Source organism: Oceanobacillus sp. FSL W7-1281, assembly GCF_037969835.1.
GTDB classification, from domain to species: Bacteria; Bacillota; Bacilli; order Bacillales; family Amphibacillaceae; genus Oceanobacillus; species Oceanobacillus oncorhynchi.
In genome coordinates, this window is sequence record NZ_CP150214.1 from 764,002 (window position 1) to 779,714 (window position 15,713).

The 15,713-nt window shown below is 39.4% G+C and carries 16 protein-coding genes and 1 riboswitch; of the genes, 11 read left to right on the forward strand and 5 right to left on the reverse strand.

The window, feature by feature from the left end; translation table 11 throughout:
* Positions 1-65: 65 nt before the first annotated feature.
* On the forward strand, positions 66-1,997 hold the full coding sequence (locus MKX55_RS03800; protein WP_339236185.1) for a fructose-1,6-bisphosphatase: 1,932 nt from the start codon (positions 66-68) through the stop codon (positions 1,995-1,997).
* A 198-nt stretch (positions 1,998-2,195) separates the two neighbouring features.
* On the opposite strand, the gene MKX55_RS03805 is transcribed toward MKX55_RS03800, so the two are convergent.
* The gene (locus tag MKX55_RS03805; RefSeq protein ID WP_339182535.1) at positions 2,196-3,428 is read right to left on the reverse strand and encodes an MFS transporter; all 1,233 of its coding nucleotides are present in this window, start codon (positions 3,426-3,428) and stop codon (positions 2,196-2,198) included.
* A 234-nt stretch (positions 3,429-3,662) separates the two neighbouring features.
* Entirely contained in the window at positions 3,663-3,872 is a 210-nt protein-coding gene (locus tag MKX55_RS03810; protein ID WP_084612911.1) for a zinc ribbon domain-containing protein, read from the reverse strand.
* Positions 3,873-4,053: 181 nt separating this feature from the next.
* Between MKX55_RS03810 and MKX55_RS03815 the strand changes: the two genes are divergently transcribed.
* The 4 genes from MKX55_RS03815 to MKX55_RS03830 all read left to right on the forward strand — a co-directional run bounded on the left by MKX55_RS03815 (position 4,054) and on the right by MKX55_RS03830 (position 6,839).
* Positions 4,054-4,578, forward strand: coding sequence for a GNAT family N-acetyltransferase (locus MKX55_RS03815; RefSeq protein ID WP_339236188.1), 525 nt, complete (start codon positions 4,054-4,056; stop codon positions 4,576-4,578).
* Positions 4,579-4,646: 68 nt separating this feature from the next.
* Entirely contained in the window at positions 4,647-5,294 is a 648-nt protein-coding gene (locus MKX55_RS03820; protein ID WP_339238412.1) for an AAA family ATPase, read from the forward strand.
* Positions 5,295-5,327: 33 nt separating this feature from the next.
* Entirely contained in the window at positions 5,328-5,753 is a 426-nt protein-coding gene (locus MKX55_RS03825; protein ID WP_339236191.1) for a GNAT family N-acetyltransferase, read from the forward strand.
* A gap of 225 nt (positions 5,754-5,978) precedes the next feature.
* Positions 5,979-6,839: a YitT family protein gene (locus MKX55_RS03830; protein ID WP_339182542.1), complete on the forward strand. Its 861-nt coding sequence runs from the start codon at positions 5,979-5,981 to the stop codon at positions 6,837-6,839.
* A gap of 269 nt (positions 6,840-7,108) precedes the next feature.
* Here MKX55_RS03830 and MKX55_RS03835 read toward each other — a convergent pair whose 3' ends face one another.
* Positions 7,109-7,411, reverse strand: a complete 303-nt coding sequence (locus MKX55_RS03835; protein WP_339182544.1) for a hypothetical protein — start codon at positions 7,409-7,411, stop codon at positions 7,109-7,111.
* A 403-nt stretch (positions 7,412-7,814) separates the two neighbouring features.
* Positions 7,815-7,915, forward strand: a riboswitch (SAM riboswitch).
* Positions 7,916-8,031: 116 nt separating this feature from the next.
* Between MKX55_RS03835 and MKX55_RS03840 the strand changes: the two genes are divergently transcribed.
* The 5 genes from MKX55_RS03840 to MKX55_RS03860 all read left to right on the forward strand — a co-directional run bounded on the left by MKX55_RS03840 (position 8,032) and on the right by MKX55_RS03860 (position 12,169).
* Complete coding sequence (locus MKX55_RS03840) at positions 8,032-9,084, forward strand: homocysteine S-methyltransferase family protein (RefSeq protein WP_339182546.1); 1,053 nt, start codon at positions 8,032-8,034, stop codon at positions 9,082-9,084.
* A 26-nt stretch (positions 9,085-9,110) separates the two neighbouring features.
* A complete protein-coding gene (locus tag MKX55_RS03845; protein ID WP_339236194.1) occupies positions 9,111-9,860 on the forward strand; it encodes a cyclase family protein in 750 nt (249 codons plus the stop codon).
* 37 nt (positions 9,861-9,897) lie between these two features.
* Positions 9,898-11,004 (forward strand): 5-methyltetrahydropteroyltriglutamate--homocysteine S-methyltransferase, encoded by a 1,107-nt coding sequence (locus MKX55_RS03850; RefSeq protein WP_339236196.1) that lies wholly within the window; start codon positions 9,898-9,900, stop codon positions 11,002-11,004.
* 188 nt (positions 11,005-11,192) lie between these two features.
* Positions 11,193-11,783, forward strand: coding sequence for a histidine phosphatase family protein (locus MKX55_RS03855; protein ID WP_339236198.1), 591 nt, complete (start codon positions 11,193-11,195; stop codon positions 11,781-11,783).
* A gap of 62 nt (positions 11,784-11,845) precedes the next feature.
* A complete protein-coding gene (locus tag MKX55_RS03860; protein ID WP_042531817.1) occupies positions 11,846-12,169 on the forward strand; it encodes a hypothetical protein in 324 nt (107 codons plus the stop codon).
* A 73-nt stretch (positions 12,170-12,242) separates the two neighbouring features.
* On the opposite strand, the gene MKX55_RS03865 is transcribed toward MKX55_RS03860, so the two are convergent.
* On the reverse strand, positions 12,243-13,016 hold the full coding sequence (locus MKX55_RS03865; RefSeq protein WP_339236200.1) for an acetoin reductase: 774 nt from the start codon (positions 13,014-13,016) through the stop codon (positions 12,243-12,245).
* Positions 13,017-13,304: 288 nt separating this feature from the next.
* On the opposite strand from MKX55_RS03865, the gene MKX55_RS03870 reads away from it, so the two are divergent.
* Positions 13,305-14,090, forward strand: a complete 786-nt coding sequence (locus tag MKX55_RS03870; protein ID WP_339236203.1) for an SDR family NAD(P)-dependent oxidoreductase — start codon at positions 13,305-13,307, stop codon at positions 14,088-14,090.
* Between the two features lie 438 nt (positions 14,091-14,528).
* Here MKX55_RS03870 and MKX55_RS03875 read toward each other — a convergent pair whose 3' ends face one another.
* The gene (locus MKX55_RS03875) at positions 14,529-15,554 is read right to left on the reverse strand and encodes an Rpn family recombination-promoting nuclease/putative transposase (RefSeq protein ID WP_339236205.1); all 1,026 of its coding nucleotides are present in this window, start codon (positions 15,552-15,554) and stop codon (positions 14,529-14,531) included.
* Positions 15,555-15,713 lie beyond the last annotated feature (159 nt).

Sequence of the window (15,713 nt, forward strand, 5' to 3'; positions counted from 1 at the left end):
TACTAATATAAAAGTGTTATACTATTTAAAAATAATGTGGCATAATTTGAAGGGAGATTCTGAGGGTGGATACAAAATATCTTGATTTATTAGCGGAGAAATTTGATAGGGAAGAAAAGGTAGTTACCGAGCTTATCAATTTAGAATCGATTATGGATCTGCCGAAGGGAACAGAGCATTTTGTAAGTGATTTACACGGGGAGTACCAAGCCTTCCAGCATGTTTTACGGAATGGTTCCGGGAAGGTAAGAGAGAAGATAAATGATATTTTCAAAGATACCTTATCAGAGGAAGATATCAATGATTTTGCAGCGCTTGTCTATTATCCAGAAGATAAGCTGAAGCTCATTAGGCATCAATTCAATTCGAAGCAGGCATTGGAAGAATGGTATGCAGAAAAAATTCAGCATATGATTCACCTGATTGCCTATGCGTCCTCTAAATATACGCGTTCCAAGCTGCGTAAGGCGCTGCCGGAACAGTTTGTTTTTATTGTGGAAGAGCTATTATATAAGACAGATGAATATACAAATAAGAGACCTTATTATGAAAAAATTATTGAAAAAATCATCTCGCTTGGCCAGGCTGAAAAGCTGATTATCGGCTTATCGTATACAACCCAGCGTCTGGTTGTTGATCACCTGCATGTGGTTGGAGACATTTATGACCGTGGGCCGGAACCGGATAAAATTATGGATACACTGATTGACCATCATTCGGTAGATATACAATGGGGCAATCATGATGTTTTGTGGATTGGAGCGTATGCTGGTTCCAAAGTATGTCTGGCCAATATTATCCGGATTTGTGCCCGCTACGATAACCTCGATATCATAGAAGATGCTTATGGCATTAACTTGCGGCCGTTACTTACGTTAGCGGAAAGATATTATGATGACAATCCGGCATTTCGTCCGAAGAAAAATCCAGATCAGGACAACTCGGATCAGGAAAGACTGCAGATTACCAAGATTCATCAGGCGATTGCTATGATCCAATTTAAATTGGAAAGTCCGATTATTAAACGCCGGCCTTTTTTCAATATGGAAGAAAGACTTGTATTGGAGAAAACGGATTACGAGAAGCAGGAAATCACGATTTACGGAAAAACGTATCCGCTGGAAAATACATGTTTTGCTACTGTGGATCCTGCTGACCCTGCCAAGCTATTGCCGGAAGAGGAAGAAATCATCGACAAGCTGCTGCTCTCTGTACAACAATCAGAGAAGCTGAAAAGACATATGAATTTCTTAATGAAAAGGGGGAATCTATATCTCAAATATAATGGCAATCTGTTGATTCATGGCTGTATGCCTGTCGATGTAAATGGGGATATGGAACCGATGGTGATTGAAGGGAAAGCATATAAAGGAAGAGAGCTGCTGGATAAATTTGAAACCTATTTGCGTCATTCTTTTGCAGATAAAGAGACAACGGATGATTTGGCGACAGATATGGTTTGGTATTTATGGACAGGAGAATATTCTTCTCTCTTCGGAAAACGGGCGATGACAACGTTTGAACGTTATTTTATTTCCGATAAGGCATCTCATAAAGAGGAAAAAAATCCTTATTATTATTTGCGTGAAAATGTGGAGATGTGCCAGAAAGTACTGGAAGAATTTGATTTGGATCCGGAACAAGGACATATTATTAATGGACATACACCGGTAAAGGAAATTGATGGGGAGAACCCAATCAAAGCAGACGGGAAAATGATTGTCATCGACGGCGGATTTTCCAAAGCCTATCAATCTACCACGGGGATTGCCGGCTATACCTTATTGTATAATTCATTTGGAATGCAGCTCGTCGCCCACCAGCATTTTAATTCAAAAGAGGATGTTGTCTTAAATGGAGCGGATGTTTTATCTGTCCGCCGGGTCGTAGACAAAGAGCTGGAGCGGAAGAAGGTTCGAGAAACGAATATCGGAGCTAAGCTGCAGGAAGAAATTGAGATGCTGAATCAGCTGATGGATTATCGTTATATTAATTGAGGAATGAGAAAAACGGGTTATCTGAATGTCGTTATTCAGATAACCCGTTTTTTGTAAGGACTCAAGGTTGTCAGGGTGTTGACTTTCTTCCTGGCTAATTTCTTTAATGGAAATACTGGATAAAAAATTCATGGTGGTAAGAAAAAGAGACGCTGCCTCAATAGGTGGAGGAAGCGTCTCTTTAAATAGCTCAATAAATTATTCTGTTGCCGTGTCTTTATTCGATTCAAAGGAAATTTTTTCATCCTTCCCTGCAATGGTCCCGAGAAAAGCAATAATCAAGGCCGCAGTCATTAAAATGATAAACGGCACCGTCCAGCCTCCCGTTTTGTCAGCAATGGTTCCAAGGAAAAGTGGTCCTGTAGAAGCGACAATATATCCAACAGATTGGGCCATTCCGGATAACTGCGCAGATTCCATAGCAGAATTAGTGCGCAGGACAAAGAACATCATGGCTAAGCTGAACGCCGTTCCGGCCCCAACACCTGTTAATACAAGAAAGACAATAATCAAATGGGATGAAGTGAAAAGCGTTCCTAACAAACCAAAGAAAAATAATAACCCGGCACTGCAGCCGAGCAGCCGCTGATTCTGCATCCTACCGGCAATAATTGGTGCAATAAATGTTGTTGGGATCAGTCCGATTTGATATATAGCAATTAACCATCCGGCTTCGCTTTCGTCAAACCCTTTGGTAATAAAAATATCCGGGAGCCATGTAAATAAACTGTATGGTATCAGCGATTGCAGTCCCATGAAAAAGGTAACTGCCCAGGCAATCTTTGATTTGAAGATAGCTTTAGATGGCTGACTTTTGACGTCGACAAACACTTTTTTGCCAGATGAGCGTCTGGCAGGCATCCGCAGTAATAAGACGATAACAGCGGCTGCGGATAGGAGGCTCCAAATTTGCATCGCATGTCGCCAGTCGAATCCTGATATGGAAGCAATCGGTACGGAAATGCCAGAGGCAAGTGCTCCGAATGCATTCATCGAAACAGAATAAATTCCTGTCATCAGCCCCATTCGATAAGGAAAAGTAGACTTAATCAACCCAGGCATCAGGATATTCCCAACTGCGATTGCCATTCCAGTTAAAATTGTGCCAAAAAGCAACAGCTCCATTCCGCCATTTGCCCGAATGAATACACCGATGGACAGGAAAACCATCGCGATCAATAGTGTTATTTCCATTCCAAGTTTGCTCGATATTCTTGGGACAAAGGGAGAGAATAAGCCAAAAGCAAGCAATGGCAGCGTGTTTACCAGCCCAATCATCGCATTGGAAGCTTCCAGTTCTCCGCGGAAAAGCGGAATAAGCGGTCCGACAGACGTGATTGGTGAACGTAATGTGGCAGCAATCAATAAAATTGCCAAGAGTAATAAAACTATATAGTATCTTTTTGCAAAAGCTTTTTTAGATAAATGCATAATAAATAGGCTTCCTTTACAATGTATTTAAAAACATACAGAGAATCATTCTATCAAAAGAGATTAGTAAATGTAAAGAGATGTTTTTCGTCAGTACAGTATATTTTATAGAACAGCAGATAAAGAGTTTCTGCATAAAAAGAAACATGGCTCAATGAACCATGCTTCTTTTTTGCTGCAAAAAAACTTAGAAAGAAATCAAATTTAATTATCTTATCTTGTTTTCTGAGTAAATTATCCTCCAAAAAATAAATCAAATACATTGCTCGCCGTAGAGCTTTCTGTATTGTAAAATTCGGAGTAACCGCAATCCTGACAATAGACAACAGTAAACCGATTATGCTGCACATCAAATACCTTGGATAAACCTGAACCTGTCATGGATACATCCTTTTTATCTGCATTTCGGCTTCCGCATTTCATACAGCCTTCACCTGTTCTCAAATTTACCACCTCTTTAATAAATATATACGTATAAAGCTATTCCTTGGTTTCAACTGCTTTAAATGTATTTTATTTCCGGAAAAATAAAAATATTTGCTATAATTAGAGTCTGGCTTAGAATGTTTCTAACTTTGTACGGTAAGTGAAAAGTAATGGATAAAGTGATTAAAGGAGGGGCAGGATGATTTTGATTAGAAAAGCGGGTGTTACCGATGCAGGCGCAATTGGTAAAGTAAGTGTAGAGAGCTGGCAGACAACTTATCGGGGGATTATGGCAGATACGGTTTTACAACGATTATCAGTGGAAGATAGAGTAGAAAATTGGAAAAATACAATTCAAGCTGATGAAAGCACTACATTTGTAGCTGTAGATACGGATGAACAGATTGGCGGATTCTTGAATATGGCGGTAAAGGAATCAGCTGATTCAGCCCGTATCGGTGAAATTACAGCCGTTTACTTGCTGGAAAGCTGGCAAGGGCAAGGTATAGGGAAAATGCTATTATTAACTGCCTTTACATGTTTTATAGAGCAGTCTATCTATACTGTCCGAGTTGAAGTTCTGGCGGAAAATGACAGCCGTTTGTTTTATGAACAGTTCGGTGCAGAAATGATTGAAAAGAAGAATATTCAAATGACTGGTGACGTGCTTTATTTGCTTGTATATGAATGGAAGGATATCAGCAGTATTGTGGAAATGAATTAGATGCTGTGTCTGGCTGTGAGATGCATGAAATGACTAAAAATAAAGGCGAAGGATGGAGTGGTGAAGCGATGGATAATATCATACGAGATTTGGCAGAATGGATAAATAGGCAGGAAAAACATATCATTATCGGTATTACAGGACATGGAGGGGCCGGGAAGACGACATTTGCAGACCAATTGAAGCAGGCTTTCTGTCAGGATTCAAATTTGATATGTACGGATCCGTATATCGTCCATTCAGCGCTTAGAAGGGACACAAAAATTACGTATACTTTTCAAAGTGAAGTCCATACGGCAAAGATGACGGCCTGCCATCCTTTGGCTCATTATACAGAAGCGTTGGAACGTGATATACAAATGACGCTTGCCGGTATGAAATGGAGCACGATTGACAGAGATTATTTGCCGAGTAAACTAATCGACCCAGCTAAAAAACTTACCATTTTTGAAGGGATGAGCATTGCGTTTGTGAACACTGATTATTTAGATTTGCAAATTTATCTTTATACGGATGAACAAACTGAATTAGCTCGCCGCTCCACCCGGGATACCGTGGAACGGAATAGAAATCTGGAAAATATACAAAAATCACATCAGGAAAGAAGAAGACAATACAGCCATTTTATGCATTCATCTAAAGATAAGGCGGATATTATTCTTTTTACCGATGAAAAAGGTGTTCACATAGAGAAACAGCAATTATCAATTGAATAAACAGAATTTACTTCATTGGGGAGGGGCGTATCCATGGAAATAAAGGAATTAACAACAGAAAAAGAATGGCTGGAAGCTTATCACGTGATGTGTCAGCTGCGCACACATCTGGACGAATCAAGTTATTTAGAATTAGTAAAAGAGGCGGTAAAGGTAGAACGATATCATTTAGCTGCTTTGTATGAAGGGGGAAGAATGGTCGCTGTGGCAGGTTTTAAGCCGATGACAACATTATATTATGGCAGGTTTGTATGGATCTGTGATTTGGTAACAGATGAAAACAGCCGTTCCAAAGGATATGGTGAACAGCTCTTAGATTTTATTCATCAATGGGCAAAAAAGCGTCGATTTGAATCTGTTGCCTTGTCATCAGGTTTGCAGCGTCACAGTGCGCATCGATTCTATGAAGAAAAAATGGATTATTCAAAAGTGAGCTTTGTTTTTAAAAAAGAAATGTAATTTCAAATCGTTGTGCTTTGCGAGTTTATCCATTTATTAACAACGAAACAGTTGAGTTTGAAATAGAGAAGCGTATAATTATTATTATTGGAAAAAGCTATCTGTATGAGGTTATTTTATGTGAAATAAGGAAATCTAAGCGTGAGAAGAAATATCATCAGGAGATTAACAGGATAGCTGGTTTTACACTGCAGCAAGAATGCAACAGAAAGAAGGAAGGGTTCGATGAGCAAAGCACAATCAAAAACATCACGAAAAGCAATGATTTTTGCAAGAGGATTAATTATTATCATTGGCGGATTTATTACAGCATATGGACTAGAGGCAGTATTGATTCCGAATAGCGTTTCCGATGGCGGTGTTACAGGTCTTAGTATTGTTGGATCACAATGGACAGGGGCTCCGTTGGGGCTTTTGATCGCTATCTTAAATATTCCGTTTATTTATTTAGGTTATAAGCAAGTCGGTAAGAATTTTGCAATCCTCTCTATTCTTGGGATTGCTTCTCTGGCTATAAGTACAAGCCTGATGCATCATATCCCGACGATTATTGAAATTGAAGGAGATACCCTGCTGGTTACTGTAGTCGGCGGGATTATTATTGGATTTGGTATGGGGCTGGCACTTCGTAATGGCGGCGCATTAGATGGTATTGACATGCTGGCTGTATTATTATCACGCAGGCTTCCTTTTGGAACGAGTGATTTAATCTTGTTCCTTAATTTATTCGTATTTATCGTAGTGTCCACCGTATTTGGATTAAGAGGAGCGCTGATGTCCGGTATTGCTTATTACATTGCTTCAAAAGTCATTCATATCATTGAAGAAGGATTAAGCAGCACAAAAGCAGTTTATATTATTACCGAGCGTGCTGATGAAATGATGAAAGAAATTGGCGAACGGCTGGGGAGAGGCTGTACTTTACAACATGTGGAGGGCGGCTATTCGAAAAAGGAATTTAAACAGATAAAATGTGTGATAACCCGGCTGGAAGAAAGTAAAATGAAAGAAACGATTCAAGATGTTGATTCGACTTCATTTGTAACCGTCTATGATGTGACAGAAGTACGTGGCGGCAATTTTTAATAAACGATAAACGAAAAAAAGGCAGTCAATGAGCAAATTTCATTGACTGCCTTTTTTATATCATAGGGCAGAAAATATTCTTGTACGAAGGGTGCTATTATAGTTTAGGATTTTGCTCTAAATATATCAGTAACTGCATGAAACACTTCAATACCTTGGTAAGTGAATACGGACAATGCAGTCAGTGAAAAGAATCCAATAACAATTAATCTGAAAATCATCATAATTTTTGCCTCCTCTTTTGATTTTTAATTTAGATCAAAAGAGGCTTAAATCACGAAATTCGATTGATAGAAAACGGGCGTCAGCAGCTGTTTGGTACGTATGATTCGTACAACCGTTGTAAATAAGCACGGACTGCCTAATAAGAACAGTGTAATAATTAATATTGGATTAGCTATAAAGGATTTATCTGACTGATCATTTCCGCCAATGCCCAAATCCTGTGACGCGTGATTATCAATTAGCACATTTTGATCGGTGAGAACGTAGCTGTGATGTACACCTGAGAATAGTTGTGTCATTGGTAAAATGATAATCATTAAAGCGATCATCAAATATCTATTCAACATCTACGCCCCCTTCCGTATTTTAATATATATATAGTAAGCAGTTTAATTTCCTTAGGGAAAAAGTTAATTATACCAATATTGGTAAATGAATTCAATATATTATCAAATCGTTTTTAGATTTAATTTGTATTATATGCTTATTTTTCAGGTGTGTCTACACCTTTTGAACATTTTATGAATTTTTCTTTATAAAAAGAATATACCTTATTTTTACTAAAATTAAACATGAAATCGGAGATATGAAGTTATCGCTGCGTGGAACATATATTTCTCTAATATATGAAAAGCTTATCAGGATAATTCAAACCAGTTCAAAAAACGCTTAAATATTTTTAAAATTTCTTATTGACATGGAATTCAAATAGATATATAGTTATCTACAACAAATAAATAGCAATACATTTTCTTATCCAGAGAGGTGGAGGGACTGGCCCTTCGAAGCCTCGGCAACAGACTTATAAAAGAACTGTGCCAATTCCAGTAGCGTTAGCTAGCAGATAAGAAGAGACATTGATATCGTACTCAAAACCTCTTCTTTCTGAAAGAAGAGGTTTTTTTCGTGTCTACATCGACTTATCAGCGGCGAACCAAAAATAAAAGTTTACAGGAGGAATGGAACGATGGCGAAAAGAAGTTTGGAAGAGCGATTAAAGCAAGGAACAGTTATTGCAGGGGAAGGATATTTATTTGAACTGGAGCGCAGAGGTTATTTGCAGGCGGGATCTTTTGTACCCGAGGTAGCGTTGGATAATCCGGAAACGCTAAAGGCTGTTTATCGTGATTACATGAAAGCAGGTTCCGATGTGGTGCTTGCCTTTACATACAATGCACATCGTGAAAAAATGCGCATTATCGGTAAAGAGGACTTATTGGAGCCTCTAAATAGAAACGCTATTAAGTTAGCGAAGGAAGTAGCAAAGGAACATCCGACAGAGGAAGCTCTGGTTGCAGGAAATATATCGAACACCAATATTTTTAATCCGGAAGATCAGGAATCCAAGGATAAAGTCAGAGCCATGTTCAATGAAATGGTGTCATGGTGTAAGGATGAGGATGTTGACTATATTAACGGAGAAACTTTTTATTACCATGAAGAAGCATTGATTGCTTTAGAGGAAATTAAAAAATATGATTTACCGGCAGTTATTACCTTGGGATTAATGGGTGAAAACATTTTACGTGATGGTTACACAGTGGAAGAGTCATGTAAGATTTTAGAAGATAACGGCGCCTTGGTTGTTGGGATGAATTGTTTCCGCGGGCCGGACACGATGCAGCCATATTTAGAAAAGATTCGGGACAAAGTAGACGGGCACGTTGGAGCATTGCCGATTCCATACCGGACAACAGAAGAGAATCCGACCTTCTTTAACTTGCCGGATGGAGGATGCAGCTGTCATTTACCAACGGAAACAACCTTCCCGACTTCTCTGGACCCGCTATATCATAATCGTTATGAGTTGGCAGAATGGGCGAAACAAGCGCATAGCATCGGCGTGAATTATATCGGTTTATGCTGTGGAGCTTCACCGGCAATGCTGCGTGCGGTTGCGGAGGCTGTCGGCATCGAAACAATTAATTCAATTTATTCTCCAGATATGCATAAACACTTTTTATTTGGCGAAGACGAAACATTGCAGGATCATATTACAGATTACAAAACAAAAGCGTAAAACAATATATTGGGAGGCGGCTTATCATGACAGTTACCAAAGAAAATGAAATCTTAGATGCGTTAAAAACACTAAAATCAAAAACATGGGTAGATTTAACACATACATTCGGACCAAGTTCGCCGCATTTTGCCGCATTTAAAGATGCGGAGTTTGAAACATTATATACGCATGATGACGGTTTTTTTGCACAGCAGTTCAGTGTTTCCGGACAATATGGCACGCATATTGATGCACCTATTCATTTTGTTCGTGATCAGCGCTATTTAGAGGAGCTGGGTTTAAAAGAAGTTGTCCTCCCAATCGTTGTGATTGATAAATCAGAAGCAGTCAGAGAAAACCATGATTATATTTTAACGGTGGAGGACATTTTAGCTTTTGAAGAGGTGCATGGGAAAATTGAAGCGGGAACATTTGTCGCTTTACGGACAGATTGGAGCAAGCGCTGGCCGGATAAAGAAGCGTTTGAGAATAAGGATGAGAATGGAGACAGTCATTTACCCGGATGGGGACTCGATGCTCTGAAGTTCTTATTTGAAGAAAGACAGATTAAAGCAGTGGGTCATGAAACGTTTGATACAGATGCTGCTGTGGATGCGAGAAAAAATGGTTCTTTAATCGGCGAGTATTATGTATTAGAACAGGATACTTTTCAAGTAGAGCTGCTGACGAATCTGGATCAATTGCCGGCAAAAGGAGCTGTGATTTTCAATATTAGTCCCAAGCCTGAAAAAGCAAGCGGTTTTCCAGTCCGCTCGTTTGCGATTTTACCATAATAAATACTATCTATATAAAAAAGGGGGAAAGAATAAAATGACAAAAACAGCAGTGAAAGCACCATTTCGTGCAGATCATGTCGGAAGTTTATTGCGGCCGAAACGGATTCATCAAGCTAGAAAGAACTTTCAAGAAGGAGCTATTTCCAAAGCGGACCTTCATCAGATTGAAACAGAAGAAATCAAGCGTATTGTTGATAAGCAGATTGAAGTCGGCTTAAGTGCTGTTACAGACGGTGAATTCAGACGCCGCTTCTGGCATACGGATTTCCAAGAGCATCTAAACGGTGTGGAAGGATATGTGCCGGATACAGGATTTCAATTTGTAGGAGAAGAAACAGAACGCTATAATGTGCGTGTCACAGGGAAGGTTTCCTTTAATCCGGATCACCCGCATGTTAAGGAGTTTGTGGAATTCAAAGAAATCGTCGGAGACCGTGCGATTGCCAAACAAACGATTCCAAGTCCGAATCAATTATTTGGGAAAGGAATTGTGAATCCCGAGGTTTATCCAAGTATTGCAGAATATGCAGAGGACGTCATCCAAACCTACCGTGATGCAATCAAAGCTTTTTATGATGCGGGATGCCGCTACCTCCAGCTGGATGATGTCTACATTGCAGGGCTAAATGTAGAGAATTTCCCGACCACGGAAGATGGAAAGGATCGTCAGTATTTTATTGACTTGGCACTGTATGTACTAAACAGCGTGTTGGAAGGCAAACCAGAAGACTTAACGATTACCACGCATCTTTGCCGCGGAAATTATCGTTCGAAATGGGCATTTGAAGGAAGCTATGCAAAAATAGCCCCCACTTTATTTGCCAAAGAAAAAGTAGATGGTTTCTTCTTGGAATATGATGATGACCGCTCTGGCGGTTTTGAACCGCTGGATTACATTCCAAATGGCGGACCACGTGTAGTATTGGGTGTATTTACCTCAAAGCATGGGGAATTAGAAGATAAAGCAAATATTAAAGCAAGAATTGAAGAAGCGTCGCAGTATGTTCCAAAAGATCAGCTATGCATCAGCCCGCAATGCGGCTTTGCATCGACCCATCATGGGAATCTGTTAACAGAGGAAGAGCAATGGAACAAGCTGAAATATATCGTGGATACGGCTAGAGAAATATGGGGAGAGTAAAAAACACGTTCATAAAGGAAAATGCGTTATCACATTGTATGGAAAATAAATAAACAACCAAAACAGGCTGAGGGAGATTGGAACCCTTGAGCCTGTTTTTCATGCCAACCAAGCACAACTTAATAGATATAAAGATAGAAATAGTGCTAGAATAGGGGTAACTGGAAAAATAGTTCGAAAGTGGGGAAATGACTTTGACAGAGATTTGTATGATACGCCATGGAGAAACAAATTGGAATAAAGAAAAAAGAATTCAAGGCAAGACAGATATCCCTTTAAATGAAACGGGAAAATCGCAAGCAGGGGTTTGCTGCGCCGCTGCAAAGCAGTTTGAACCGACTGTATTAATTACCAGCCCCTTAGCTCGTGCAAAGGTAACGGCGGAAATTATTAATCAGGATCTGCAGCTGCCGCTTCATGAAATGAGGGCTTTTGTAGAGCGGTCTTATGGAGATGCGGAGGGGATGACGATAGAGGATAGAAATCGTTATTTCCCTAATCGTGAAGCCATCCCGAATGTGGAGACGTTTGAAGATTTAAAGCAGAGAGGGATAAAAGGGTTAGAGGAAGTGTGCGTGAGATATCCGGACGAACGTGTTCTTATCGTTTCCCATGGCGCATTAATCAATAGCCTGTTGTCTGTGATTTCAAAAGGAGAGCTGGGTACAGGGATTACCTTTCTTCAAAATACATCGATTACAAAATTTACTTGTGAAAAAGGGGAATGGCGTGTGGTTGATTATAATAATACAGACCATCTTACGCCTGTAAACGAGTAATCATTGCGATAAAAAACGTATCATTTTAAAATAGAGAGATGTTCAAAAAAGGGGGGATATGGATGAAAATGAATTTTGTGAAGGTAGAGGTGCTGATTGCTGAGGAATATATCAGCAGTTTGCGGGAGCAGCTTCATGAACATGGATTTCTGCACTACGGCAATCAGGATAACGTACTTTCTTATACAAAATACAATCATTATTCCCGCCCTTTGGAGTTAGCTTCTTTGGAAATGGCTTTGCCGATAGAAAGCGAATTTTTTCAAACTCTCTATAAGGCGGAGTTTCGTTGTATGATTCACCAGATTGAGAAGGTAAAGAAAATCATCCATGATATCCACCCGAGTGATTATCCTGTTATGTATTTTATTCCTATCCTTGAGTAGTTAAAAGCAGCCGCATCTGGATTAGATACGGCTGCTTTTTATATACATTTAATGCTTTCAATGCTGACTTCTATTATCTATACACAATTCCGCCATCTGTGATAATAGCTTGGCCTGTAATATAGTCTGAATCATCTGAAGCCAAGAAGGATACAAGATTTGCGACATCCTCCGGCTCTTGAGAACGACCTAATGAGATACCGTCAACAAATTGCTTATAAGCATCTCCGCGTTCCATGTTATCATAGTATTTCACCATTTCTTCATCGATACGATCCCACATTGCTGTACCTGCAACACCTGGGCAATATGCATTGACACGAATCTGATATGGTGCCAATTCTTTGGAAGCAGAATGGGTGAAAGAACGGACTGCATGCTTGGTAGCTGAATAAGTCCCCAGCATTTCAAAGGATTCATGGCCGGCGATACTGCATGCATTAATGATTTTCCCTTTGGTATCCTGTTTAATAAATTGATCCGCAGCAGCCTGTGTACCAAATACAGTACCATTTACGTTTACCGCAAATGTTTTATTCAGTTGATTTTCGTCAATTTCAAGGAATGGAGAAACAACATCAATTCCAGCATTGTTCACAAAAACATCGAGCTGTCCAAAAGCGTCCACTGCTTCTTTGACAAGATTAAATTGATCCTCGCGTTTGGATACATCGCCGACAACGGCAATGGAATCCACACCAGCATCCTTGAATTCTTTTAATGTACTGTCCAGCATCTCTTTATTAATATCATGCAGAACGATTTTGAAACCGTCTTCACCAAGACGTTTTGCGATACCTTTTCCTAAACCGCCTGCAGAACCTGTAATAATTGCCACTTTTGACATAGAAAAGACCTCCAAATAAAGTTGCTTTAAATAATTAGATGTAGTTTTTTGCATCTAGTTATACTATTCCTCTTTTAAGGAGTTTAAAACATACATAATTAGAAAAAGTTTTTTTAGGAAGTCCTTAGCAAAATTTTTCCTTTTAAAAGGTAGTTTTAAAAGGTAGTTTTTCAGTGATTATTTATACACATAAAATGTGACTATGTATTTGGTTATGAGAGTTACAAATTTTGAAATAATAAAAACAAAAGCGTATGCTTAAAATAGAAAGAAAAGGAGGAAGTGAAAATGGCAACATTAGCAGGTAAAGTTGCAATTGTAACTGGAGGAGCTTCAGGAATTGGCTATGCGATGGTACAAAACTTATTGGAAGCTGGGGCAAAAGTAGGTGTAGCAGATTTAAATGAAGAAAAGCTGAAAGAGTTGGAACAGGAGCATAAAGGAGAGCTGCTTGGTGTCGTCACCAATGTAACCAAAGAAGAGGATATTAAAAACCTTGTTAACAAGACGGTAGAAGCATTTGGCGGATTGGATATAGCTTTTAATGTAGCTGGTGCATCGAAATCAGGAGCAATTATTGATCAGCCGGAGGAGGATTGGGATTTCACTGTTGACTTGTGTTTAAAAGGTGTCTTCCTATCTCTAAAACATGAAGCAAAATATATGAAAGAGCATGGCGGTGGAGCAATTGTCAATGTTGCTTCTTTAAACGCGCATGTTCCAATGCATTACGGGGCAGCTTATTCTTCTGCAAAAGCAGGAGTGGAGATGCTTACAAAAAATGCTGCACTTGAAATGTCCAAGCACAATATTCGTGTCAACGCCATCCTGCCTGGACTTGTATCAACGCCGTTAACCTCTGGCTTAACAGACGTTGATGCAATCAATGAAGCTTATTTGGAGCGTATCCCAATGGAGAGAGCCGGAGATCCGAAAGAAATAGCTGGCCCAGCGTTATTCCTTGTCAGCGAAGAAGCCTCCTATGTGAATGGAGCCAGCTTACTTGTAGATGGTGGATGGGCAGTGACAGGGTATCCGGATTTAAGTAAGTTTATCACGGAGAACCGTCCGTAAAACTCCCGCCTCAAAATAAAGCGTAAAAATAAATTTATTTAGGCGGGAGATAACGGACGCTAACTCCCGGAATCACTTAGGCTAACTCAGTGGGGAACTAAGGAAACAGACTAAGTTCGCGACGTCCTGGGGTTGCGATTACTCACCCCACCGAAAACATTTGTCGCAACGTCTGCACTAGCACATCCTGGGACTGGGACTGCGGTTACTCCTCCCATCGAAGTGCTTTTGCGATTACTCGCCCCATCGGAAACATTTGTGCGTCGAAAAACTCTCACTGAGTGAAGTTTCGTTTTATGTAACCAAAGCTGTTATTTAGAAGATGGGTTATTACCCAGCATTTAAATAACAACCTCAGTTACATTTATATAGGGGGTAAGTTAAACTTACCCCCTATATAAAAATAGAAATAAAAAAGCTGCTCGTTTTACCCTTGCATTAATTTTTAAGCGATTTTCGGAGCTCGCTTACGTCCTTAAGCTCGAGACTGGTCAATTCGGATATTTCTTCATCTGAATAATTCCTGTCTAAAAGCTTTTTGGCAAAATTCCGTTCCGCTTCCTCCATCCCTTTTTCCATACCTTTCTCCATACCTTGTTCCATGCCTTTTTCTAATCCCTTTTTTGTTGCCTCTTCCTCGATTTCTCTAAACAGTCTTCCAAATGTCGGCGTATCTCTCAATTTTTCCATTCCCATGATTTTTCCTTCCTCCTTTTCATTTTGTGCGATTGGTAATAATTCGTACAGTTTTTCCTGTAATTCCGCTGGGACCTGCAGGATATAATCGATAAAATACAATAGGGCTGAAAGATAGGTATCTCGGTGTGAATATTTTTCGAGTGCCATACTGATAAGCTGCTGTTTAAATTGGAACTTTTCTTCGTCGTCTTTCTTTGTTCTGCCTGAGTTTTCACTAACATAGATTCCTGCAAGCACCGCTAAAGCGAATGGATTATCAGATTTTTTCAGTTTCTCCTTATCTTTTCCGTAAAAACGATAGACATTGTATAAATAAGTTAATTCTGTTCCGTAGAAAGAATAACGAAACGTATCTTCATAATGCTGATGACTTGCATCCGTCAAGAGGGCGATGGAATAAATCGGATGCTTATGTTTGTCATAGATTCGATAAAAATACTTAAACATGCGTTCAGCAAAGGATTGTTCTCCAATGGCCTGCACTTCAATGTGAACGAAGATGTATTTTTCTGTTCCGTTCTTCATTGTCACTTTGGCTAACCTATCTGAATATTTTCTTCCTTTTCTTGAGTTAATCACAAACTGAAAAAGTTCTATATTCGGGAAATCTACTTCTTTTTCAAAATCAATTTCCGGGTATAAATCGGGTGCGAAAAATTCCATAAATTCTTGAAACAGTTCTTCAATTAAATTTTTCCAAAGCCCGTCATAATCCGTATCCTTTGCATCGTAGCTGTCGGTATTTTCTTTTACTGTGGTTATCATTAGTTTATCACATCCCCAGGTAATATTAAATTTGCTTTTCATCATAGCGGCTATGAGTGGGGAATGCAAAACGGTAAAATAGGATTTCCTGCGTGAAAAACTGTTGTATAAATGACGTTTTAACTTAGGTTTGTGCTTTTTTCAATGACAATAGGAAGT

Excerpts from the sequence above, each read along its gene's own strand:
- MKX55_RS03835 (WP_339182544.1), bottom strand. The coding sequence starts at position 7,411 with ATGTTGAATAGATATTTGATGATCGCTTTAATGATTATCATTTTACCA.
- MKX55_RS03875 (WP_339236205.1), bottom strand. The coding sequence starts at position 15,554 with ATGATAACCACAGTAAAAGAAAATACCGACAGCTACGATGCAAAGGAT.
- MKX55_RS03825 (WP_339236191.1), top strand. The coding sequence starts at position 5,328 with ATGGAAATAAAGGAATTAACAACAGAAAAAGAATGGCTGGAAGCTTAT.
- MKX55_RS03820 (WP_339238412.1), top strand. The coding sequence starts at position 4,647 with ATGGATAATATCATACGAGATTTGGCAGAATGGATAAATAGGCAGGAA.
- MKX55_RS03855 (WP_339236198.1), top strand. The coding sequence starts at position 11,193 with ATGACTTTGACAGAGATTTGTATGATACGCCATGGAGAAACAAATTGG.
- MKX55_RS03830 (WP_339182542.1), top strand. The coding sequence starts at position 5,979 with ATGAGCAAAGCACAATCAAAAACATCACGAAAAGCAATGATTTTTGCA.
- MKX55_RS03865 (WP_339236200.1), bottom strand. The coding sequence starts at position 13,016 with ATGTCAAAAGTGGCAATTATTACAGGTTCTGCAGGCGGTTTAGGAAAA.
- MKX55_RS03870 (WP_339236203.1), top strand. The coding sequence starts at position 13,305 with ATGGCAACATTAGCAGGTAAAGTTGCAATTGTAACTGGAGGAGCTTCA.
- MKX55_RS03850 (WP_339236196.1), top strand. The coding sequence starts at position 9,898 with ATGACAAAAACAGCAGTGAAAGCACCATTTCGTGCAGATCATGTCGGA.
- MKX55_RS03815 (WP_339236188.1), top strand. The coding sequence starts at position 4,054 with ATGATTTTGATTAGAAAAGCGGGTGTTACCGATGCAGGCGCAATTGGT.
- MKX55_RS03860 (WP_042531817.1), top strand. The coding sequence starts at position 11,846 with ATGAAAATGAATTTTGTGAAGGTAGAGGTGCTGATTGCTGAGGAATAT.
- MKX55_RS03805 (WP_339182535.1), bottom strand. The coding sequence starts at position 3,428 with ATGCATTTATCTAAAAAAGCTTTTGCAAAAAGATACTATATAGTTTTA.
- MKX55_RS03845 (WP_339236194.1), top strand. The coding sequence starts at position 9,111 with ATGACAGTTACCAAAGAAAATGAAATCTTAGATGCGTTAAAAACACTA.
- MKX55_RS03840 (WP_339182546.1), top strand. The coding sequence starts at position 8,032 with ATGGCGAAAAGAAGTTTGGAAGAGCGATTAAAGCAAGGAACAGTTATT.